General features: G+C 39.3%; 22 protein-coding genes. 10 read left to right on the plus strand and 12 right to left on the minus strand.

Annotated features, from left to right (window positions below):
* Positions 1-82 precede the first annotated feature (82 nt).
* Positions 83-559: a DinB family protein gene (locus DRW42_RS10505; protein WP_113948785.1), complete on the plus strand. Its 477-nt coding sequence runs from the start codon at positions 83-85 to the stop codon at positions 557-559.
* Between the two features lie 189 nt (positions 560-748).
* Positions 749-1,132 (plus strand): VOC family protein, encoded by a 384-nt coding sequence (locus DRW42_RS10510; RefSeq protein WP_113948786.1) that lies wholly within the window; start codon positions 749-751, stop codon positions 1,130-1,132.
* Between the two features lie 127 nt (positions 1,133-1,259).
* On the opposite strand, the gene DRW42_RS10515 is transcribed toward DRW42_RS10510, so the two are convergent.
* From DRW42_RS10515 to DRW42_RS10530, 4 genes are all read right to left on the minus strand, one after another.
* A complete protein-coding gene (locus DRW42_RS10515; RefSeq protein WP_113948787.1) occupies positions 1,260-2,450 on the minus strand; it encodes an acetate/propionate family kinase in 1,191 nt (396 codons plus the stop codon).
* A gap of 1 nt (position 2,451) precedes the next feature.
* On the minus strand, positions 2,452-4,539 hold the full coding sequence (pta, locus tag DRW42_RS10520; protein ID WP_113948788.1) for a phosphate acetyltransferase: 2,088 nt from the start codon (positions 4,537-4,539) through the stop codon (positions 2,452-2,454).
* Between the two features lie 360 nt (positions 4,540-4,899).
* Positions 4,900-5,100, minus strand: a complete 201-nt coding sequence (locus tag DRW42_RS10525) for a hypothetical protein (RefSeq protein ID WP_113948789.1) — start codon at positions 5,098-5,100, stop codon at positions 4,900-4,902.
* Between the two features lie 96 nt (positions 5,101-5,196).
* Positions 5,197-5,415: a DUF6965 family protein gene (locus DRW42_RS10530; protein WP_113948790.1), complete on the minus strand. Its 219-nt coding sequence runs from the start codon at positions 5,413-5,415 to the stop codon at positions 5,197-5,199.
* 238 nt (positions 5,416-5,653) lie between these two features.
* On the opposite strand from DRW42_RS10530, the gene DRW42_RS10535 reads away from it, so the two are divergent.
* Together DRW42_RS10535 and DRW42_RS10540 are read left to right on the plus strand one after the other, a co-directional pair.
* Positions 5,654-6,331 (plus strand): competence protein CoiA family protein, encoded by a 678-nt coding sequence (locus tag DRW42_RS10535; RefSeq protein WP_113948791.1) that lies wholly within the window; start codon positions 5,654-5,656, stop codon positions 6,329-6,331.
* Positions 6,332-6,542: 211 nt separating this feature from the next.
* Positions 6,543-6,926, plus strand: a complete 384-nt coding sequence (locus DRW42_RS10540) for a LytR/AlgR family response regulator transcription factor (protein ID WP_113948792.1) — start codon at positions 6,543-6,545, stop codon at positions 6,924-6,926.
* Between the two features lie 49 nt (positions 6,927-6,975).
* On the opposite strand, the gene DRW42_RS10545 is transcribed toward DRW42_RS10540, so the two are convergent.
* From DRW42_RS10545 to DRW42_RS10565, 5 genes are all read right to left on the minus strand, one after another.
* On the minus strand, positions 6,976-7,557 hold the full coding sequence (locus DRW42_RS10545) for a DUF4142 domain-containing protein (RefSeq protein WP_113948793.1): 582 nt from the start codon (positions 7,555-7,557) through the stop codon (positions 6,976-6,978).
* Positions 7,558-7,781: 224 nt separating this feature from the next.
* Positions 7,782-7,982, minus strand: a complete 201-nt coding sequence (locus DRW42_RS10550; protein WP_025142317.1) for a hypothetical protein — start codon at positions 7,980-7,982, stop codon at positions 7,782-7,784.
* Between the two features lie 326 nt (positions 7,983-8,308).
* A complete protein-coding gene (locus tag DRW42_RS10555; protein WP_113948794.1) occupies positions 8,309-9,028 on the minus strand; it encodes a DUF481 domain-containing protein in 720 nt (239 codons plus the stop codon).
* 42 nt (positions 9,029-9,070) lie between these two features.
* Positions 9,071-9,322, minus strand: a complete 252-nt coding sequence (locus tag DRW42_RS10560) for a hypothetical protein (RefSeq protein WP_113948795.1) — start codon at positions 9,320-9,322, stop codon at positions 9,071-9,073.
* Between the two features lie 127 nt (positions 9,323-9,449).
* The gene (locus DRW42_RS10565; RefSeq protein ID WP_113948796.1) at positions 9,450-10,799 is read right to left on the minus strand and encodes an alpha-L-fucosidase; all 1,350 of its coding nucleotides are present in this window, start codon (positions 10,797-10,799) and stop codon (positions 9,450-9,452) included.
* A gap of 187 nt (positions 10,800-10,986) precedes the next feature.
* On the opposite strand from DRW42_RS10565, the gene DRW42_RS10570 reads away from it, so the two are divergent.
* Positions 10,987-11,838 (plus strand): SDR family oxidoreductase, encoded by an 852-nt coding sequence (locus DRW42_RS10570; RefSeq protein WP_113948797.1) that lies wholly within the window; start codon positions 10,987-10,989, stop codon positions 11,836-11,838.
* 28 nt (positions 11,839-11,866) lie between these two features.
* Entirely contained in the window at positions 11,867-12,691 is an 825-nt protein-coding gene (locus tag DRW42_RS10575) for an ion transporter (RefSeq protein ID WP_113948798.1), read from the plus strand.
* 53 nt (positions 12,692-12,744) lie between these two features.
* Here the strand turns inward: DRW42_RS10575 and DRW42_RS10580 are convergent, their stop codons facing one another.
* Complete coding sequence (locus DRW42_RS10580) at positions 12,745-13,053, minus strand: hypothetical protein (RefSeq protein ID WP_113948799.1); 309 nt, start codon at positions 13,051-13,053, stop codon at positions 12,745-12,747.
* A 186-nt stretch (positions 13,054-13,239) separates the two neighbouring features.
* Between DRW42_RS10580 and DRW42_RS10585 the strand changes: the two genes are divergently transcribed.
* Together DRW42_RS10585 and DRW42_RS10590 are read left to right on the plus strand one after the other, a co-directional pair.
* Positions 13,240-15,189, plus strand: coding sequence for a glycoside hydrolase family 97 protein (locus tag DRW42_RS10585; RefSeq protein WP_113948800.1), 1,950 nt, complete (start codon positions 13,240-13,242; stop codon positions 15,187-15,189).
* 232 nt (positions 15,190-15,421) lie between these two features.
* A complete protein-coding gene (locus DRW42_RS10590; RefSeq protein WP_113948801.1) occupies positions 15,422-16,018 on the plus strand; it encodes an FMN-dependent NADH-azoreductase in 597 nt (198 codons plus the stop codon).
* A gap of 157 nt (positions 16,019-16,175) precedes the next feature.
* On the opposite strand, the gene DRW42_RS10595 is transcribed toward DRW42_RS10590, so the two are convergent.
* A complete protein-coding gene (locus DRW42_RS10595; protein ID WP_113948802.1) occupies positions 16,176-16,538 on the minus strand; it encodes a response regulator transcription factor in 363 nt (120 codons plus the stop codon).
* A 283-nt stretch (positions 16,539-16,821) separates the two neighbouring features.
* Between DRW42_RS10595 and DRW42_RS10600 the strand changes: the two genes are divergently transcribed.
* The gene (locus DRW42_RS10600) at positions 16,822-17,136 is read left to right on the plus strand and encodes a hypothetical protein (protein WP_113948803.1); all 315 of its coding nucleotides are present in this window, start codon (positions 16,822-16,824) and stop codon (positions 17,134-17,136) included.
* Between the two features lie 306 nt (positions 17,137-17,442).
* On the opposite strand, the gene mnmA is transcribed toward DRW42_RS10600, so the two are convergent.
* Entirely contained in the window at positions 17,443-18,534 is a 1,092-nt protein-coding gene (gene mnmA / locus DRW42_RS10605) for a tRNA 2-thiouridine(34) synthase MnmA (RefSeq protein ID WP_113948804.1), read from the minus strand.
* Between the two features lie 450 nt (positions 18,535-18,984).
* On the opposite strand from mnmA, the gene DRW42_RS10610 reads away from it, so the two are divergent.
* On the plus strand, positions 18,985-21,270 hold the full coding sequence (locus tag DRW42_RS10610; protein ID WP_113948805.1) for a GH92 family glycosyl hydrolase: 2,286 nt from the start codon (positions 18,985-18,987) through the stop codon (positions 21,268-21,270).
* Positions 21,271-21,589 lie beyond the last annotated feature (319 nt).

Genomic DNA, 21,589 nt, shown 5'->3' on the forward strand with positions numbered 1-21,589 from the left:
CGATGGGTAATAGCCTAAAATCAAATTTTATACAAACCTATGAGAATCACGTTTGTTAAGTTTATACAATCCTTTAATTATTATGGAAAATCAAACATCGATTCTCATTACCGAACTTAAGAAACTGTTGAATGGAGGCGGGGCGCACGTTGGAATAAAAGATGCCGTAGCAAATCTCCCTTTCGAGCTTTTGGGCGAAAAACCACACGGTTTGCCTTACAGCATCTGGCAATTGGTAGAACATATTAAAATTGCCCAGTGGGATATGCTCGAATTTAGTAAGGATGGCGCACATCAATCGCCAAAATGGCCAGATGAATACTGGCCTAAAGAAGTTGCGCCAAAAGATGAAAAAACTTGGTATAATACGCTTAAACAGATTGATAGTGATCTGAATGAATTTATTGCCTTATTGGATTCGGTGGATTTATTTAAGCAGATTCCGCATGGAGATGGGCAAACGGTATTGCGCGAAGCTTTGCAGATTGCCGATCATAACGCGTATCACATTGCTGAAATTGTAGTTGTCAGGCGCTTGTTAGGCGCGTGGAAAAGTTAGAAATTTTTAACCACTGATACCACAAGTAAATACAGATTTTATATCTGTGTGCATGCTTTCTATCTGTGCTCAAGTATTCCAGGATATTGTCTCGTTTAGGTGCATCATTTGCCGCTTTCGCAACCGGTTGATACTGAATATTCAACTTAAATTTACTGTCGTTCTCATAAATGATTTAAAAACAAGGTTATGTTAGAAAATTCAAAAGCATTTAGCTCATTTTCTGTAGACGATGTACAGAAAGCAAAAGATTTTTACCAGGGCATATTGGGCCTCGAAGTTAAAGATAACCCGATGGGGGTAATCGAAGTGGTGGTTTCAGGATCATCAAACATTTTGCTATACCCAAAACCAAATCATGTTCCGGCAACTTTTACCGTGCTTAATTTTCCTGTCGAAAATATAGATCAGGCTGCTGATGAACTGATTGCAAAAGGAGTGAAGTTCGAAATTTACAATCAGGAATCGATTAAAACCGACGAAAAAGGTATTTCCAGAGGTAACGGCGGACCAAATATTGCCTGGTTTAGAGATCCGGCAGGAAATATTTTATCAATTTTGGAAACGACCTAAATAGTGCGTCATTTCGACCGTAGTGGAGAAATCTATGAATTTAGCCTTAAAAACTTCCGAAGTCTGCGCCAGGGCTTTCGCTCGGTCAACTTCGGAAGTCTTTCAATTTAACTTTGGAAGTTTTGGACTAAAGCCCGTAACACTGGTGTGCAATTTCGTATTCCTCGTTAGTTGGAATCACCAAAATTTTAACCTTTGAGCTTATCGTATTAATTTCTTTCAGTTCTCCCTTGTATGCCTTGTTTAGGGCGCTATCCAGTTCAATACCAAGGTAATCCAGTTCGGTACATACTGCTTCGCGCATATTACTATCGTTTTCGCCAACACCGGCGGTAAAGATAATGGCATCTATTCCGTTCAGAATGGCTGCATAAGCACCAATAAACTTTTTAATCCGGTAAGCATATAATTTAAGCGCTAAAGCTGCGGCTGCATTTCCTTCGCTTACCAGTTTTCTGATGTCGCGCATATCGCTCGATCCCCCTACGCCCAATAGCCCTGATTGTTTATTTACCAAAGTGCTTAACTGTTCGAGGCTATATCCCGAATGTTCCATTAAATGAAAAATTACTGATGGATCGATGTCTCCAGATCGGGTTCCCATCATCAATCCGCTTAAAGGACCAAAACCCATGCTGGTATCTATCGATTTACCATCTTTAATCGCGGTAATGCTACAACCATTACCTAAATGGATGCTGATAATTTTGGATTTTTCCTTATTTAGCCATTTAATGGCCTGTTCACTCACATATTTGTGGCTGGTACCATGAAATCCGTATACCCTGATGCCATGTTCCTTATAATACCACTCCGGGATGGCATAACGATAGGCCTGTTCGGGTATGGTTTGATGGAATGCCGTATCAAATACCGCGATCTGTTTGGCATTGGTAAAAGTCTGCTCGGCAACTTCGATACACTTATAATTAACAGGATTATGCAAAGGTGCCAGCGAAAACAACTTTTTGATTTCTTTTTTTACTTCCTCTGTAATGAGTGTTGCTCCTGTAAAATGCTCACCACCATGTACCACTCGGTGACCAACTGCTGCAATATCATCCGGACTGGCAATAACAGCATATTCGCCCTGGCTTAACAATGCTAAAACCTGCTTTAATCCTTCGCCATGGTTGGATATAAAGCCCGATTCTTCCATGCTGTGTTTTTCGCCTTGGCTATAAACGGTGTGTTTGATGAAAGAACCTTCAATGCCAATACGCTCTACCAGGCCGCTGCAAACCGGAGCTTTATCGGGCATTTTAAAAAGCTGGTATTTTAAGGAACTGCTCCCTGAATTGATGATTAAAATGTTCATATTAAATATCCTGGCATTGTATCGCTGTAATTACAACGGTGTTAAAAATATCATCTACTGTGCAACCACGGCTTAGGTCGTTAATTGGCTTGTTCAAGCCCTGTAACATCGGACCAATGGCCAATGCACCGGTTTCGCGTTGTACGGCTTTGTAGGTATTGTTTCCTGTATTTAAATCCGGAAAAATAAGTACGCTTGCCCTTCCGGCTACTTCCGATCCAGGTAATTTTTGTTTGCCCACTAATGGATCTACGGCTGCATCATATTGTATCGGCCCTTCAATTTTTAATTCCGGATGCCTTGCTTTTACGATCGCAGTTGCCTCTCTTACACGCTCTACATCCTCACCTTCACCTGATGTTCCAGATGAGTAGGAGAGCATTGCAATACGCGGTTCTATCCCGAATTTTGCACTGCTTTCGGCTGACGAAATCGCAATTTCTGCCAGTTGCTGGGCGGTAGGATTGGGGTTGACCGCACAATCGCCGAATATGGCCACACGTTCTGGCAAACACATAAAAAAGATGGAAGAAACCACCGATACCCCTGGTTTGGTTTTAACAAATTGTAAGGCCGGCCTGATGGTGTGTTGAGTGGTATGTACGGCTCCAGAAACCATGCCGTCTGCATCGCCCTTATAAACCATCATCGTTCCGAAATAAGAAACATCGGTCATCATATCCCTCGCCATTTCAAGGTTTACATTCTTTGCCTTGCGCAATTCATGCAGGGTTTCTACATAATCGTTGTAATGTGTTGATTGTTTAGGATCGTGTATTCTTAAAGCATTAAGGTCTAAGTTTAGTCCCAGTCTTTTTATACTTCCGGTAATTTCTGCCGGATCGCCTAAAAGTGTAATGTCTACAATATCCTGTGCAATCAGTTTTTCAACTGCTTTTAAAATACGTTCATCATTTCCTTCGGGCAATACAATGTGTTTTTTATCGCGTTTGGCCCATTTAACCAGTTGGTACTGGAACATGTGCGGTGTAATGCCCTGATAACTGAAGGTGATAATTTTATCGTCTAGTGCTTTGATATCTACATATTTTTCGAAAAGCTCAATCGCAAGGGCAATTTTCTTCTTGTTTTCGATGGTAATTTTTGAATGGATGCCACCAATAGTTGTAGTGGTTTCGAAAGTACCTTTTTGTACGGCTATTATTGGAATGATAGTTTGCAAACCTTCAATCAGTTTAATGATCGGTTCGTCGGGCAAACTTCCGGCAGTTAATACAATTCCGGCTATTTTTGGATAATTAGCGGATAAATTGGCCTGTAATGCGCCGATAATGATATCCCCACGGTCGCCTGGTGTAACAATAAGCAGGTTATCTTTAATATGCCTTAAAAAATTGGGCAGCATCATGGCACCTGTAACAAAATTATCTACCTGGTTACCCAATAATTCAGCCCCGAAAAGTACGTCGCCGCCCAAAGCCAGCGTAATTTCTTTCATGGTTGGGCTCTGCAATCCGGTTTCGGTAGGGATTACGGCAATGAGCAGTTCTGCCGGTAACTGATTGCTTAACGCTTGTTTAATACGTTCCGCTTCCTCCGGATTTACCATATTGGCCACCACACCCAACACCTGCACATCGCGCAGGAGAAAATTGCGGTAAATGTTAATGGCTGTTTTAAAAAGCTGACTCGCGGTTTTATTCTTTCCTGATACAACGATCAGCACCGGGGCACCGAGGTTTTTGGCCATTAAAGCATTCGATTCGAACTCAAAAGCCATGCCTTCACCCAAAAAATCGCTGCCCTCAATTACCGTGAAATCATAATTATCTTCCAGTTTTTTGTATTTACTGATAATGGTATTAATTATGGCACCACTATCATCCGATTGATGCAGCATTTCCTGCCGGGTAAAGGCAAAAGCATCCTCATACTTTACCGGAAGCGAGAAATAATCCAGCATGGCCTCTACATGTTCGTCTTTTTGGTCCGGATCATCCTGCGCTATAATGGGCTTAAAATAACCCACTTTCTGGGTTTTGGCCAGCAGCATATTAATCATTCCAAAAGCAATAACCGATTTTCCGGTATAGGGCTCCGCCGAAGCGATATAAATATTTTTTGTCATAAAACAGGGAACAATTAAAGCAATAACCAATAACGCCCAATATAGTTGGAATTATTTATTTTAAAAATTTAAGAAGGTTAAGTTTTTAGTTGCCGTAAAGGTTGAAACTGCCTATAGCTGTATTGAAGCAGTGAATATATTTAACCAAATAGGTATGGAATAAGGTTTTACCACCGGATTAGATAATCTGGATGGATATTCTGAAAGGCATAAGTGAAGAAAATAATTTATCATGCCAAATGCCTGAAGAAGCTTAAAAGATCTTTCAGTATCCCCCAGGATAACAAAGCTTACAACAGTTTCTTCATTTTGATGGCGTACAATAGTATCTGAAGTGCCGGTTTTTCTAAAAGTTAATTTCTAAGACACCTGCTGTGTGGTAGAATAATAAAAAGCAGGATTAACCGTAAAATCATACCGCCTGCATTCATATACTATTGCCATGGCACTCAACTGTTTTAACTCTTCGTTTTCAAAAGTATTAAGTTCATATTTTGCCGAAAGTACAGCAATGCGGTTAATTACCAGTTTGTAATCAGCGTCGGTTAGAATGGTTTCCATGTGTTGTTGTTCAATTGTGAGGGATCAAAAATCAACAAGAGAACAATTTTTTGAAAAGAAAAGTTTTAAACGCATGTGGAAATTTTTTTCCAGTTTTTAAGCGTTCGATTCGATCAAAAGCTTCAGCATTTTTAACCGGTGCAAAATCGGGATATTCACCTTTGCCTCCGGATTAAGTTTCAATGGGGTTAAATGACTTTCCAAAAAGTGCTCATAATCGGTAATTACGGTTGCTTCGTTCAGGTAAATGGGTACCTGTTGTTTTCCTGCCTGTTTAAAAAAGTCTTCTAGCTGCTGTATTTCTTGGATGGTCATGGGTACAAAGTTAGTAATTTAGTCTTTAGTCTGAAGTCCTAAGTCTTTAGTCGTAAAGCCAGCAGATCGAGTTCCGGGCACATAGTTAAAGCATCCGTTCTCCACTTAACGCTTTACGCATAACGCCATCCGCTTAACACTATACGCCATCCGCCAAACGCCATCCGCTTGCCATACTAAAATAATTAGCTTAAATTTGTTTCCCCTAATGATGATTTGAATATCCTGGCCGAATAGAATGGATAACAGCGAAATAAATAAAGAGATTCAGCTGGCTGAAGCAGCTTCTGATATTCCAACACTTAAGAAGGAATATTACCGAAGAGAAACCGCATGGCACCGCGACTGGAAGCTGGCTTTCCCGCTTTCATTCAGGGAGGTTGCCTTTTACGATACTGCCAAAACCGATCTTCACCGTGCCGATATTTTTACGCCATCAGGTTATACCATCGAATTTCAAAATTCTCCGATTACCGTAGCCGAACTCCACAGTCGCGAAGCTTTTTACCCCAATCTGATCTGGGTACTGAACGGCAAAAAATTTAAAGGCTTTAAAATCCTGAAACACCTGCCTGATGTGGATGATCCAAAACTGGCAGGTTACGAATTTTGTCATTCGGACCATCTTTCAATGGTGCGCAAAACGGAGGTGGAGCAGGGATTGGTTAATCCAAAAATCCTCAATTTTTACCACCCGGAATTAAAGGATATTAAATTCACTTCCAATTTATATTCATTTTGCTGGAAACAACCACATAGTGTATGGTATTTAGCTACCGCAAAAATAATTGTAGACTTAGGTGGACATTTTTTGTACGAGTTAAAACAACGTACACAATTAAATGGAAATTATCCTTATCTAAAAATGATCAGCCGTAAAAATTTTATCAATCTTCATACTCCACCTGAATTTTAAATCAAAAACCGCTAAAATTGCGGTAGAATATTATCATACATTGCCGTACGGCAATAGTTACAACTGCTGTCATTTCTTGAAATATAGAAAATTGTGTCAATATTTTGATTTAAATCAAAAATAATCAACCGTAAATGATAAGGATGGCTGGTTTTTATACAATAGATTGGTAATTAGGCATATTTTTAGCTTTACCATCTCAAAAACATTAATGCAATCATTTAGTACCGCTCCATTTAATTGTGTCATTATTGATGATGATCAGCTTAGCATCGATATTTTAAATAGTTTTATTACCCGTACCGAAGGAATAACTACAATTGCAACTTATACTGATCCGATAGAAGGTATTCTGGCCATCAGGGAGATTGATGCTGTTGACCTGCTTTTTCTGGATATCGGTATGGAAGTTTCCGGGATAGATGTAGCCAAAGTGCTACGCGCACATGTGCGTTATCTGGTTTTTGTTACCGGACATGAAAAATATGCTCTGGAAGCCTTTGCTGTATACTGCGATAAATTTATTGTTAAACCCATCAGTTTTGAAAAAATAAACTCAGCAGTTAGGGATATTTTCAGAAAGGAAAAACGGTAAAAAGAACGCATTAAATTTCTCAGATTGGAAATTTAATGCGTTCTCTATATTATTTCATGCTGTCGTTAATCTTATTGATCATGACCAAATGGGTTTGAACTATTGGAGCTGTTTTAGTAGCAAATGATTTCAAATCTGCATCTTTTCCATCTTTAGATTCATCTTCCATTAGTTTTAAAGTAGATTTATGACCATCTACCATTGCACTCACATAAGCTTTATCAAAATCGGCACCTGTTTTTTTGCTCAGGTCTTCCATTTTTTTCTTGTGCTCGTCATCTACTGTACTTGGAAGAGTAATGTTTTTCTGTTTCGCTATAGCCATTAATTCGGTATTGGCCATGCCATGATCTTTAACCATCATGGTTGCAAACTCTTTAACCTGTGCATTGCTGCTTTTTTCGAGTGCCATCTTACCTAATTCTACTTCGGCCATTCCGCCAACAGCAGCTTGGGTGGTAAATTTAGCATCAGCATCATCCACTGCAATTCCGCCGGTTGCTGCCGCATTGCTTGTGGTATCTTTTGCCATGTTTAAACTATCGGCACTTTCTTTGGCATCTTTATTACCACCGCTGCAAGCCTGAAAGGCCAGGGCCGAAATTGCCATTACATACATTAACTTTTTCATATATTCTGATTTTGTTGTACATTAATAACAGAAGATGAGGCAAAAGGGTTTTACAACCCGTAAGAAAGTTTGAGTGATACTTGCTTTGATGCCATAACCACCGGGTTTATTTTGGCACCTGATCCCGAAGATTCGGGACAGCGTTAACGACCTTTGGAGGTAGTTGATGGCTATTTATTAAAAAAGAAACCCCGGATATTCGGTCCGGGGTTTCTTTAATCTTTTTACAATTTTACCTTTTTGGCTTTTGGTTCAGGTTTTTCAGGTAATTGTATCGATAAAATCAAATCAATGCTTTCCGAGTTGGTTTCATAATCGGCTGCAATTTTTTCCCATCTTTTTAGTTCTCCCTGTAAGGTTTCAATTTCCTTACCTAATGATTCGATCTTATTCTGGATTGATTTTCTAACGTTTGTATTTGCCATAACACAAAATTACCATTTGGAGGCATATCTTTAAACTTTTTCAGGTCAGATGCAGTCAAAAAAAATGCTATGTGTTCTATTTCAGCGGGTTTTATTCTTGTAAAATTTTCAACAATGGTGAAGAACTACAGAATTTGTGTGTTGTACAATAAAGTTGTGCAATCATTTGTTATTTTTACCCAACATCCCTTTTAAAATATGAAAAAAAATAGCAGATGTGATCTGAATACCTGTTTGATGTGCAAACTCACATTAAAAGAGTGGCGTCCTGCTATTGAAAGCCACAAACGCAATTTTATCGCTAAAAAAGGAGAGGTGAGTACGAACTAAAAATACTTATCAAGTGTTAATCCATAGGTAAGGTTCAGGTTTTCGCTTTGGGTAATGTTCAGTTTATTATAAGTAAGTGCCGTGGTGAGGCTGATCCATTTACGGAGTTTTAATCCTAGGGTAGTAGTGGATCGGATAATATGGTCGCCTTTTCTGCTAAACGAATTTTGCAGGAAATGGTTGCCATCAATCGTTATCAGTTCTTTTATCGCAAAGTGATACTGTAATCTTAATGAATTTCGATAAGTATGGTAACTATCGCCAACAATTAAACTACTTTGATCAAATAATACCCCATCACTAAGGTTTATGTATGCATTTGGTTTATCCAGTATGCTGTAAGCAACACCACCGCCGGCAAGCAATTGATTTTTCAGCTTTAACGAATAGCTGGTATTATAATTTACCAGGCCCCAATAATAGAAGTGCGGAAAGGTTTTATAAAGATTGAAATTTAAGGTGGTAGAAAAATCATTATTGGTTAAGCTGTTATTCTGTTTACCGTAAAGCCAAGCAGAAGTAGAATTCAGCACAAAACTTTCCTTTTTCATCCCAAAATTTAATGCATTGTTTAATAAATAAGCGCGGTCTTCGTTGGTACGGTTAATTGAGCCTGTTGAAGAAAGCAGTACATGGTAATTGGTGCTATCGGTATACTGGGCAAAGGATTGGAAATAACACAATAACAGAAAAATCGGAAACACGAAAAACTTCATAAGTAACTTAACAGTTGTTTCTAAAAAAATGTTTAGCTGGCTTTAATTCTGCTCGTACCATTTTGGCACCGGGATATATTCTTCATTCCAGGTTACTTCGTTATTTTCATTTTTATAGCCTGCCGAAATCAGCTCGATACGTGGTTCTTCTTCCACAAGCTCCTTTTTAAACTGGTAAGCGTCTACCGCTAAATGCTGGTACAGTTTATCCTGTTCTGTTTTACTGGCTGCTAGCAGAATCAAAGCATTTTCGCCCGTTTTAAGCTGATGGATGAATGTTCCTTTTATTCTCATGGATTATTTAACATCAATACAATAAAAACAAGGATATGTTTTATTCATTTTCAGGCCATGGAGATAAAATCATACAAAAAAAGCCTGCAAGCTTTATCCTGCAGGCTGGCTGATTCATATAGGCAGATTAATTCAAGGTTAATTCAATCACCGGGATTTCGAAATCCGGTTTTTTCTTAGGGAGTTTTAAAACGAGGTTATTGCCGGTTGATTTTTCGGTATCAATCTGTACTTCCGAATTATCATGTAAAAACTGGGCGTATTTTGTTTTGTCTTTATAGCCTTCTAAAGTAATCGAGCCGGTATTTGGATATTCGAACAGGTGTACATATAGTTTTTTTGCATCCTGATTATAAGTGAGCCTGATGTTTTCAGCTGTTTTAAATTCGGCTGGCGCAAAAGTACAGTGGTAAATGGATTTTGAATTGGCATGCATCCAGAGCGCTAAACTATCTAAAGCAGTATTGGCACGGTTATCAAATTCGCCACGTGCTGTAGGACCAACATTTAACAACAAGTTACCACCATTGGCTACTGAGGTGATCAGTAAATCCAATAATTTTCTGTTCGTTTTCCAGGTGTTTTCATCACGGTGGTAGCCCCACGATCCCGAGAAGGTTTGGCAGGTTTCCCATACTTTTCCACGATATTTTTCGAGTTCTTTCGGGCCCACCTGTTCAGGGGTTTCAAAATCGGTACCATCTTCGTAATCGTTTAAATCGAGGCGGTTATCTACGATAATGCCGGGCTGTAGTTTTCTGATCTGTTTTAGCAATTCTACTGATCCCCAATCATCACGGCCTTTACCATGCTTGCCAGGGTAAGAAAAATCGGCCCAGAGGATATCTATTTTGCCGTATTTGGTAAGCAGTTCTGTAACCTGGTTGTACAGGTATTTGTGGTATTTGGCCATATCCCTGTTATTATTGAGCGCTGCATAAGCTTCGTCTGTTTCAGGTTGGGGTCTTAATGGGTGGTATTTATCGACAGGAAAATCAGGATGATGCCAATCAATCAGCGAATAATAAAACCCAACTTTTATGCCTTCGGCACGAAAAGCATCTAAAAATTCTTTTACCAGATCTCTTTTGGCCTGCGTGTTGGTGGCTTTGTAATCGGTGTATTTACTATCAAATAAGGTAAAACCTTCGTGGTGTTTGGTGGTTAATACTGCATATTTCATTCCTGCATCTTTGGCTTCCTTTGCCCATTTTTTAGGGTCGAAAAGATCAGGATTAAACTGATCGAAATATTTCTGGTAATTTTCGTTGGTAATGCGTTCTGCATTTCTTACCCATTCGTGGCGGGCAGGTAAAGCATATAGCCCCCAGTGGATAAACATCCCGAAACGGGCATTCGTCCACCATTCCATGCGTTTTGTTTTTTGTGCGGTAGTTTCATTACCAAGCCGTTTCTGTGCAAAACCGGGTAAAGTTAAATTCAGTATCAGCAGGGCCGATAAAATTAGTTTTCTCATTTGTGGTTATTTTGGTTAGGATAAGGTGCTAATTTAGTGAGCTATGCGCTTCTAAAATGTTGGGATATAAGCAAAATATTAAGTTAAATTGGTTTTATAAGTTGCCGGCGATATCGGGTGATAAAAACTTTGCAGTTAAAATTTTTGTTTAGTAAACAACAAAAAATAAACGGATAAAGCCATTAAGATGAAAACTCAAAAGACACCAGCTAAACAGAACCGGCAACCTGGGATTGAAGCCAAAATGAATCCTAAACCCGAAGTGATCAAAGCAGATTATAAAGGTGCAGGAAAATTAAACGATAAAGTGGCGCTGATCACTGGCGGAGATAGCGGAATCGGGCGTTCGGTAGCGGTGCATTTTGCAAGGGAAGGCGCGGATGTAGCCATTGTTTACTTTGATGAAGATATTGATGCTAAAGAAACCCAAAAAATGGTTGAGGCAGAAGGTAAAAAGTGTTTGCTAATTAAAGGCGATGTAAAAAAGCCCGCATTCTGCAAGAAGGCAGTAGAATCTACCCTTAAAAAATTCGGAAAGATTAATATTTTGGTTAACAATGCCGGAATGCAGGTGCCACAGAAAGACCCCAAGAAAATTGATGATAAACAGCTGGAAGATACTTTTCGTACCAATATATTCGGTTATTTCTATTTTGCGCACGAGGTACTGGAGCATTTTAGCGCCGGCGACACCATCATCAATACCACTTCGGTAACGGCTTACCGTTCGTCGCCGAACCTGATCGATTATTCATCAACTAAGGGCGCAATCACTTCTTTTACACGCTCGCTGGCCACCAACCTTGCCAAAACCGGTATCCGTGTAAATGCGGTAGCACCGGGACCGGTATGGACACCCTTAATCGTATCTACATTTGATGAAAAGAAAATTAAATCATTCGGGTCTGAAACAGCAATGGAAAGGGCAGGGCAACCTTCTGAATTAGGTCCGGCTTATGTTTTCCTCGCTTCTGATGACGCTTCTTTTATTACCGGGCAGGTGATGCATGTAAACGGTGGGGAAGTGGTAAACGGTTAATCCTTATCTTTAACCTAAATATAACGCAATGGAATCAGATCAACCAAAAGACTGGCGGTTTAAACTGCACGAGGTAATTTACGAATCGAATACCCCGGCAGGTAAAGCTTTTGATGTTGGCCTGTTGATCGCCATTTTTTCGAGTATTATTGTGGTAATGCTCGATAGTGTACAGAGTATTCATTTAAAATATGGCAAACTGTTCAATATTACCGAATGGATTTTTGCAGCGCTTTTTACTATAGAATATATCTTGCGGTTAGTCAGTATCCGGAAACCAATCAAATATGTATTCAGTCCGCTGGGAATTATTGACTTGGTGGCTTTACTGCCATCATATTTAAGCATATTTTTTATCGGTGCACAATCTTTATTGGTTTTCAGGGCTTTAAGATTGCTCCGGGTTTTCAGGATTTTTAAGCTCGGACATTTTTTAACGGAAATCAATTTTTTAACCACAGCCTTAAAAAACAGTGTCCGTAAAATCAGCATATTCCTGTTAACGGTTTTAACCATTACGGTAATTCTTGGTTCTGTAATGTACCTGGTAGAAAAACGTGAAAATGGATTTTCGAACATACCCGAAAGCATTTACTGGGCCATTGTAACCATTACAACCGTTGGTTATGGCGATATCTCGCCCATTACGCCACTGGGTAAATTTGTGGCTTCGGTGGTAATGCTGATCGGTTATGCCATTATTGCCGTTCCTACCGGGATTATTACCCATGATATTGCACTTGCAGCCAGGCAGAAAAAGGAACTACCCGAATCGTGCCCTAGCTGCAGCAGGGAAGGGCATGATAGTGATGCTTTATTCTGTAAATATTGCGGATCATCATTATTTAGATAAAAAAAATGCCAGACTGTTGATCAATCTGGCATTTATCTTTAAAAGATAAAGTGTTAAAGCATTTCGCTATCATCTTCATCATAAGCGTTTGGATCGTTATCCAGTTCCTCAATGTCCGATTCATTGTAATCATCGGTTTCCTCCCCTTCATCATCCTCCTCGTCATCAGGTCCATCAATTTCTTCATTTAACTGAGTTCCTTCTCCATCGGCAAATGGCACTTCATCTTCAGTGTATGTTGCATCCTCTTCAGGTTCGGGAGCAGCATGGCCTTCAGCGGCATTTCCCTGCGAACGGTTAATCTGAAACTGTTCGATATTTTGAATTTCTTCTTCCGGTTGATTATTTTCTTGATTTTCCATGGTATGTTCTTTTATAATAGAACAGGTTGCGGAAGGATTAAGTTTAGTGAAAGTTTAAAATGTTAACCCCTTAATGTTGTAAAAGTATTATTTAATAAAATTGTTGCCATTTCAGGAACTTTTTTAACTTTAAATAACTAAAACGATTTATGTAATTCGTTGAACACACAAAAAACCTAATCAAGTATGAAAAAACCATTATCACTCTTCATTTTATTGCTCTTGTGTACAGCAAAGCTCTTCAGTGCACCGATTGAACTGTCGTCGCCCGACAAACGCATAAAAGTATCCGTAAACGTTAACGACAGGATCAGTTATTCACTTACCTTTAACGGCGATCCTTTTTTAACCAATTCTTATCTTCAGCTAAATTTAGATCAGGCTCAGCTTGGGGCCAATGCCAAACTGATCAAAAAAACATTTTCCACAGTCAATAGCAGCTCAAATCCCGTAATTCCGCTTAAAAACAGCACAGTGGTAAATCATTATAACCTCCTAAAACTCGATTTTAAAGGCGATTTCAGTGTAGAATTTCGCGCATATAATGATGGGATTGCCTACCGTTTCATTACCAATAAAAAAGATTCTGTTATCGTAAACAGCGAAGATGTTCATATTAATTTCAATGATGATGTTAAAACGGCCTATCTCGAAACCGGTGGTTTTAAAACCTCTTACGAAATTCTTTACCGCCAGAACGAACTTGGTAAGGTTGATAAGAATAAAATGAGTGTATTGCCGATTTTATTTAATACAGGCAAGTACAAAGCTTTATTATCCGAAGCTGATCTTTATGATTATCCCTGTTTGTTTGTAAAAGCAATTGATAATAAAGCTATAGATGCTGTTTTCCCGAAAGTGCCCTTGGTTTTTGGAGAAGATGGCGACAGGAGCAAGAAAATTTTAAAGGAAGCCGGTTATATTGCCAAAACAACGGGGAAAAGATCATTTCCATGGCGTTTTTTGGTAATTACTGATAAAGATACCCAATTGGCGGCCAACCAGATGGTGTATAAATTAAGCACGCCCAACCAGTTGCAGGATACCAAATGGATAAAACCAGGTCAGGTTACCTGGGAATGGTGGCACAATGCCTATGTTTATGGTGTTGATTTTAAATCTGGCTACAACCAGGATACCTATAAATATTATATCGATTTTGCTTCAAAATTTGGTATTCCTTACATCATTATGGACGAAGGCTGGGCTAAAACCACCTTAAATCCTTTCGAACCTAATCCTACCATTAACCTGCAGGAGCTGATTGCTTATGGCAAGCAGAAAAATGTAAAGATTGTGCTGTGGTTTACGTGGCTGGCAGTTGAAAACAACTTCAACATTTTCGAAACACTCGAAAAATGGGGCATTGCAGGGGTAAAAATCGATTTTATGGACAGGAGCGACCAGTGGATGGTGAACTATTATACCCGCGTAGCAAAAGAAGCTGCAAAACACCATATTTTAGTCGATTTTCATGGTGCATTTAAACCTGCCGGATTAGAGGTTGCATACCCGAATGTACTGTCGTACGAAGGGGTAATCGGGATGGAACAGAATATCGGGGGCGGATTGGCTACCCCGAATAACAACTTATTTTTGCCTTTTCTCCGTAATGCGGTAGGGCCGATGGATTATACGCCCGGGGCGATGCGCTCGGCACACAAACAGGATTACAAACCAAGCTGGGTAAATACCATGAGCATTGGTACAAGGGCACATCAACTGGCGATGTACATCGTGTTCGAAAGTGGTTTTCAGATGCTGGCCGATAATCCGTTCAATTATTTACGCGAACCCGAAACTACTTCATTCATTACAAATGTTCCCGTAACCTGGGATGAAACCAGAATTTTGGAGGCAAGCGTAGGCGAATACATTGTTACCGCTAAACGCAAAGGCGAAAAATGGTATATCGGCGCAATGGGTAATGATCAAAAACACGACCTTAAAATTGAAGCCGGTTTCTTAAAAGCAAATACCAATTATCAGATAACCTTGATCAAAGATGGTATTAATGCTGATTTTCAGGCTATGGATTTTAAACGCATTGTAAAACCAATTAAAGCTGGCGAAACCATCGATATCAATATGGTAAAAGACGGTGGTTTTGTTGCAGTAATTGAACAGGTTAAATAAAAGTTGAAAGGTGGAAGGTTTAAGGTAGAAAGGTAGAGGGTGAAGATCATTCAGTAACTCATTTTATAATGGAAATATAGTTTTAAAAGGGAGCATCGTAACAGGATCAGCTCCCTTTTTTCGTTTAAAAGCATAGCTGCTATGCTAAAGGATAGCGCTATCCTTTGGTATAGTAATAGCTTTTTGATACTTCGTATCTATAATTTTGCCATGCACAAAAAGGCAAAAAAAAATGAAAATATTACATCTTATATCAAGCCCAAGGGGCGGAGCATCTTTCAGTATTAAACTGGGAAATGCCATAGTAGAAAAATTACAGGCTGCAAATCCTGATAGTACTTTAACTACACGTAATTTAGCCGAATCGCCATTCCCGCATTTAGAGGAAGTTCACATTAATTCTTTCTTTACACCGAAAGAAAACCATACTCCAGAATTTGCAGAAGCCATAAAACATTCGGACGAGGCGATTGCGCAACTTAAAGATGCGGATGTACTGGTAATCGGCGTGCCGTTGTATAACTTTGGTATTCCGTCAACTTTAAAATCATGGATCGATCACATTGCACGCGCCGGCCAGACTTTCAGTTATTCTGAAAACGGTCCGCAAGGTCTGGTTAAAAACAAAAAGCTGTATTTGGCCATTTCATCTGGTGGTGTATATTCGGATGGACCAATGAAAGCTTATGATTTTACCGAATCTTATCTAAGATCTGTACTGGGTTTTCTGGGTATGACCGATGTTACCGTTTACAGGGCAGAAGGTTTAAGTGTGCCGGATCTTAAAGAAGTGGCGCTGGAAAAAGCGATCGAAAGTATAGCACTTTAACCTTATTAGTTCATCACACGAGGTCGTCATTTCGAGCGGAGCGCAGCGTAGTCGGGAAATCTAATAGATCTCTCCCTGGCCACACAAAAGGCCGTTTCACTTTGCTTCAGCCGAATTGACGACCTATTATAATTTATATTATTGACTTTGGACTAAATTAAGCTGCCAAATATTTTTCTACTCTGCTTGCAAAGTCATTCAGGTCAAAGGGTTTATTGATAAAATCCTCTGCGTCACATTTCGCCTTAACTGCATTCAAATGATTGTTCGCCGACATCATCATTACCGGGATATCGTGCGTTTTAATGTTTCGTTTTAAGCTATTACAGATATCCAGTCCGTTCCCGTCAGGTAACATAATGTCTAAAATTACCATATCTGGTATGTGTTTATTCATCTGAAGCCAGAAATCGTTGGTATTGGGACAGGTTCTTACTTCATAAAGTTCCTCAATCAATAGGAATTCGATAATTTCTCTGATATTCGGATTATCTTCTACCACATAGATGCACTTTTTCATAAGCTCTATTTTTATTATATCAATAACTCATCTCGTTATCAGATGTTTACGGGAGTTATGCACAATACTAAAGTTATTAACCTTTATGGAGCCCTATCTATCATTATTAATTTCTAATTTTTACTAAAAAAAGTATATTAATAGTTTTGAATACTAATATTTTTAGTATATTTGTTTTGATGATAATGATATGTTAAGTGATAACAAGAGGATAAATTGGCATATTGAATTGATTATTTTAAACAAAAGGCTTTATGCCAGGTTTGTTGGTTAATATTTTTTTATGACTGTTACTGTTTTACCGATATTTGAAACCGATTTCAGGCCGGATGCTTCATTGGGCAAAATTATGAATGAAAGATTGAGGATTGCTGCGGCAGATCTGCAGGATATTCATTTACAGCATTTAAATGCCATTGGGCAGCGGAGCGATGATGTGGTGGTTTATGTAAGTTATAACCCAAAATATAAAATCAGGTGGCGCGTGGTTAACGATGTTCCGGAAGAAGTAGAAGATTTTGTAACACAGATTTGCGGCAATTTAGGTTACCTCCAATGGAAAACCGCTGCGATTAATGTTTTTAAAGGGATTGAGTAGTTAATTTGCAAAGCCCTCTTTGTTCACGATAGCTCAATTCATACCTTCATTTGAGTTTGAATTTATTGCATAAAGATCAATTTTACTAACGGAGTATTTAATAAGTACACTCTTAATAAATACCGTCATTTCGAGCGGAGTGCAACGCAGTCGAGAAATCTGCCTCGAGATAGATCTCTCTCCCGAATATTCGGGACGTTTCGGTCGAGATGACGAGTTTCATGGAACTATTATTAAGATGCTGATTCCAATGTTAAAATCAGAACAACATGATGATTGCTATTTAAGTTGTAGATAGATAGTTTTTTAAATCAAAAACCCGCCACCCAATAAATCGTTTCCTTCGTAAAACACAGCCGATTGACCTGGTGCAATTGCCGAAACATTATGATCGAACACTACTCGCATTTTATCTTTCTCCTGAACAATTGTACTTAACATACCCGCATCTTTATAACGGATTTTTGTAATCACATCATTCATTGGTTCTTCAATGCTGGCATATTTAACCAGGTTTAAATTACGAACCATGGCTTCTTTACGTTCAAGTTCTTCAGCCCTGCCTAAAACCACGGTATTGCTTTCTGGCAAAATCTGGGTTACAAACATCGGCTCTCCGAATGCCACACCCAAACCTTTACGTTGACCGATGGTATAAAAAGGATAACCTTTATGTTGGCCAACCACCATTCCATTGCTTAAAATGAAATTTCCGCCGGCAACTCTGTCTTCTAAATCTTCTACTTTATGTTTTAAGAAAGCCCTGTAATCGTTATCCGGTACGAAACAGATTTCGTAACTCTCCGATTTTTTGGCCAGTTCTTCTTGTCCCATATCCAAAGCCATCTGCCTGATTTCCGATTTGGCGAAACTGCCCAATGGGAATTTTGTACGCGAAAGGTTCTCTTGCGAAACACCCCACAATACATAAGACTGATCTTTATTTTCGTCTTTTCCTTTCGAAATAACATAACGGCCGCTATCTTGCTGGCGTATATTGGCATAATGCCCGGTGGCTATAAATTCGCAATCCAGTTTATTGGCACGTTTTAAAAGCGCTTCCCATTTAATATGGGTATTACACAATACACATGGGTTTGGTGTTCTTCCTGCCAGGTATTCATCCACAAAATTGTCGATTACATAATCACCAAATTCGTCGCGGATATCTAAAATATAATGCGGAAAACCATAGTTTACTGCAAGTGTACGGGCGTCATTAATGCTATCCAGCGAGCAACAGCCGGTTTCTTTACTGCTACCGCCAGAGCTGGCATAATCCCAGGTCTTCATGGTTAAGCCAATAACCTCATAGCCCTGCTCATGCAACATTACAGCCGCTACCGAACTATCAACCCCGCCACTCATGGCAACCAGAATTCTACCGTGTTTACTCATCTTAAAAATATAAGGATGCAAAAATAAGGTTTATTTAGCTGAAATTAATTAAAGGAAGTCAGTTACTTGTAAAAAGCGGTTGTCAAATTGCTTATGTTTATCTCTTCGTTATGCTAAGGTAGCTTAGGTGATCAATATTTTTTGAAAAGGATGGGTTTGGTGTTGATGGCTGCCGGCAGTCCTGCTATCCCTCCAAGTCCTCACTCATGCTTCGTTCCGGGCTTTCCATTCTATCAGGTTTATTTAACAAAGCTTGTAGTGTAAGTGCATAAACCAAGCAGGTTTTAAAAAAACTGTGAGGTTTCAATAAAATCCGCAATAAATTGTACCTTCAGGAATCTGAAATGTATTTTTTGTTTTACTTAAACGTTTTAGTCTTGCGTTTTATGCATATTTGAAGATAAATTTATACCTTAGAATTTTCAACAAACAAGCTAATTTTAAATCAATATGATCAAAAAAGTTATCCTGCCTTGTCTTTTGCTTTCATCCATGATGGTATCGGCACAGCAGAATCTGGTGCAGTATGTAAAGCCCATTATCGGTACCTCAAAAATGGGGCATACCTATCCGGGTGCAACCGTTCCCTTTGGCGCCGTACAATTAAGTCCCGAAACCGATACTTTATCTTATGAAGTAAACGGCAAATACAATGGCGATGTATATAAATACTGCGCAGGTTACAAATATGAAGATAAAACCATCACCGGTTTCAGCCACACGCATTTCAGCGGCACAGGCCACTCTGATCTGGGCGATTTCCTGATCATGCCAACACAGGGGAAACTACAGTTAAATCCTGGTGTTGCATCAAATCCTAAGGGTGGTTACCGTTCTGCATATTCGCATGCCAACGAGGTTGCAGAAGCTGGTTACTACAAAGTAAAACTGGATGACGATAACATTACCGCAGAACTCACCTCAACCACCAGGGTAGGGATGCACCAGTATACTTTTCCTAAATCGGATCAATCGCATATTATTCTCGATTTAATGGCAGGTATCTACAACTACGAAGATAAAACCGTTTGGACGTATGTTCGCGTGGTAAACGATACTTTGGTTACCGGTTACCGCCAAACTTATGGCTGGGCCAGAACCAGGACTGTTTATTTCGCCATAAGTTTTTCTAAGCCTTTTAAAAGCTACGGACGCAAAAGCTACGATGCTAAACAGGCTTACAGGGGTTTCTGGGGTAAATTTAACCAGGATCAGAACTTCCCTGAAATTGCAGGCAAGAAGTTAAAAATGTTCTTCGATTTTGATACACAGGAAGGGGAGAAGGTTAAAATTAAATTTGCTTTATCGCCTGTTAGTCAGGAAAATGCTTTAGAGAATATGCGTGCAGAAATTTCGGGCTGGGATTTCGAGAAAGTAAAAGCACAGGCGCAGGCTACCTGGAATAAAGAACTGAACAAAATTCAGGTAACAACCTCAAACGATAATAAAATAAACTTTTATACCGCTTTATATCATGCCTACATTAACCCAACAACCTATACTGATGTTAACGGCGAATATAAAGGTTTAGATCAGGGCGTACATAAAGCAGATGGTTTTACCAATTACACCACATTCTCACTATGGGATACTTACCGTGCTTTACACCCGTTCTTTAATATTACACAGCCGGCACGCAGTAACGACATGGTGAAATCAATGTTGGCGCATTACGATCAGAGCAGTTTGCACATGTTGCCCATTTGGTCGCACTATGCCAACGATAACTGGTGTATGAGTGGTTACCACAGTGTTTCGGTAATTTCTGACGCCATCATAAAAGGTACCTATACCGGCGATCCGAATAAAGCATTGGATGCCTGTATCGCAACAGCTAAACACCGCGATTACGAAGGCATCGGCTATTATATGGATAAGGGTTATATCCCTGCCGAAAAATCGGGGATTTCTGTTTCCAATAACTTAGAATATTCGTACGATGATTGGTCTATTGCACAATTGGCCAAGAAACTGAACCGCATGGATGTTTACGACGAGTTTATCAAACGTTCTAACAATTGGAAGAACAATTACGATAGCGCTTCGGGTTTTATGCGCCCGAAACTGGCAGATGGAACTTTTAAAAAGCAGTTTGATCCGAAAGATACCGAAGGACAGGGTTTTATTGAAGGAAACAGCTGGAATTATAGTTTCTTCGTTCCACAGGATCCGGCTTCGCTGATAGAAATGATGGGCGGTAAAAAGAAATTCGCAACGCGTTTAGATACTTTATTTACCATGCATTTACCTGATGAGTTTTTTGCACATACTGAAGATATTACCCGCGAAGGTATTATTGGCGGTTATGTTCATGGAAACGAACCGGCACACCACATTGTATACTTTTACAACTGGACCGATCAGCCATGGAAAACACAGGCACAGGTTCGCCACATTTTAAATATGCAGTATAAACCTACTGCTGATGGTTTAGGTGGAAACGACGATTGCGGACAAATGAGCGCCTGGTACATGTTCTCTTCTTTAGGATTTTATCCGGTGGCCCCAGGTTCTGATGTGTATTCGTTAGGTAGTCCGTTGGTTAACAATGCAGTAATCAATTTAGAAAATGGCAAAACCTTCACTGTTGAAGCCATCAAACAAAGCGACAAAAATGTATATGTAGAAAAAGTTTTATTGAACGGCAAAGAAATTACCGATCATAAAATCAAACATGCAGATATCACCAGTGGTGGAAAGCTTACTTTTTACATGAGCCCGAAACCTAAAAAATAATTTTTCTCATCCCTGTACAAATTAAACCGTTGACTAATTTAGTTAACGGTTTTTTTATTTTCTCTTCGGATGTTGTCATTTCGAAGAATAGTTTTTTTGTAAATGTCAATATAAGCAATGTATATAATTGATTTTTTTGCCAACAGCATAGCCTTGCTTCGGCTACCGATGAAAAATCGGTACAGGTCCGCCACCGCCGGAGGGCTCCTTCTTTTGGCGTCAAAAAGAACCAAAACCGAGGCTTGCCGAGCTCATTAATGCAAATAAAAAAGATAAACAGCTTATTAATAAAACGCCGGCTGAAAATTTTTCTTTCAAA

The sequence above is a fragment of the Pedobacter miscanthi genome (genome assembly GCF_003315595.1).
In the GTDB taxonomy this organism is placed as follows: Bacteria; Bacteroidota; Bacteroidia; order Sphingobacteriales; family Sphingobacteriaceae; genus Pedobacter; species Pedobacter miscanthi.

Coding starts and splice junctions, on each gene's coding strand:
- DRW42_RS10505 (WP_113948785.1), top strand. CDS start 83: ATGGAAAATCAAACATCGATTCTCATTACCGAACTTAAGAAACTGTTG.
- DRW42_RS10510 (WP_113948786.1), top strand. CDS start 749: ATGTTAGAAAATTCAAAAGCATTTAGCTCATTTTCTGTAGACGATGTA.
- DRW42_RS10515 (WP_113948787.1), bottom strand. CDS start 2,450: ATGAACATTTTAATCATCAATTCAGGGAGCAGTTCCTTAAAATACCAG.
- pta (WP_113948788.1), bottom strand. CDS start 4,539: ATGACAAAAAATATTTATATCGCTTCGGCGGAGCCCTATACCGGAAAA.
- DRW42_RS10525 (WP_113948789.1), bottom strand. CDS start 5,100: ATGGAAACCATTCTAACCGACGCTGATTACAAACTGGTAATTAACCGC.
- DRW42_RS10530 (WP_113948790.1), bottom strand. CDS start 5,415: ATGACCATCCAAGAAATACAGCAGCTAGAAGACTTTTTTAAACAGGCA.
- DRW42_RS10535 (WP_113948791.1), top strand. CDS start 5,654: ATGGATAACAGCGAAATAAATAAAGAGATTCAGCTGGCTGAAGCAGCT.
- DRW42_RS10540 (WP_113948792.1), top strand. CDS start 6,543: ATGCAATCATTTAGTACCGCTCCATTTAATTGTGTCATTATTGATGAT.
- DRW42_RS10545 (WP_113948793.1), bottom strand. CDS start 7,557: ATGAAAAAGTTAATGTATGTAATGGCAATTTCGGCCCTGGCCTTTCAG.
- DRW42_RS10550 (WP_025142317.1), bottom strand. CDS start 7,982: ATGGCAAATACAAACGTTAGAAAATCAATCCAGAATAAGATCGAATCA.
- DRW42_RS10555 (WP_113948794.1), bottom strand. CDS start 9,028: ATGAAGTTTTTCGTGTTTCCGATTTTTCTGTTATTGTGTTATTTCCAA.
- DRW42_RS10560 (WP_113948795.1), bottom strand. CDS start 9,322: ATGAGAATAAAAGGAACATTCATCCATCAGCTTAAAACGGGCGAAAAT.
- DRW42_RS10565 (WP_113948796.1), bottom strand. CDS start 10,799: ATGAGAAAACTAATTTTATCGGCCCTGCTGATACTGAATTTAACTTTA.
- DRW42_RS10570 (WP_113948797.1), top strand. CDS start 10,987: ATGAAAACTCAAAAGACACCAGCTAAACAGAACCGGCAACCTGGGATT.
- DRW42_RS10575 (WP_113948798.1), top strand. CDS start 11,867: ATGGAATCAGATCAACCAAAAGACTGGCGGTTTAAACTGCACGAGGTA.
- DRW42_RS10580 (WP_113948799.1), bottom strand. CDS start 13,053: ATGGAAAATCAAGAAAATAATCAACCGGAAGAAGAAATTCAAAATATC.
- DRW42_RS10585 (WP_113948800.1), top strand. CDS start 13,240: ATGAAAAAACCATTATCACTCTTCATTTTATTGCTCTTGTGTACAGCA.
- DRW42_RS10590 (WP_113948801.1), top strand. CDS start 15,422: ATGAAAATATTACATCTTATATCAAGCCCAAGGGGCGGAGCATCTTTC.
- DRW42_RS10595 (WP_113948802.1), bottom strand. CDS start 16,538: ATGAAAAAGTGCATCTATGTGGTAGAAGATAATCCGAATATCAGAGAA.
- DRW42_RS10600 (WP_113948803.1), top strand. CDS start 16,822: ATGACTGTTACTGTTTTACCGATATTTGAAACCGATTTCAGGCCGGAT.
- mnmA (WP_113948804.1), bottom strand. CDS start 18,534: ATGAGTAAACACGGTAGAATTCTGGTTGCCATGAGTGGCGGGGTTGAT.
- DRW42_RS10610 (WP_113948805.1), top strand. CDS start 18,985: ATGATCAAAAAAGTTATCCTGCCTTGTCTTTTGCTTTCATCCATGATG.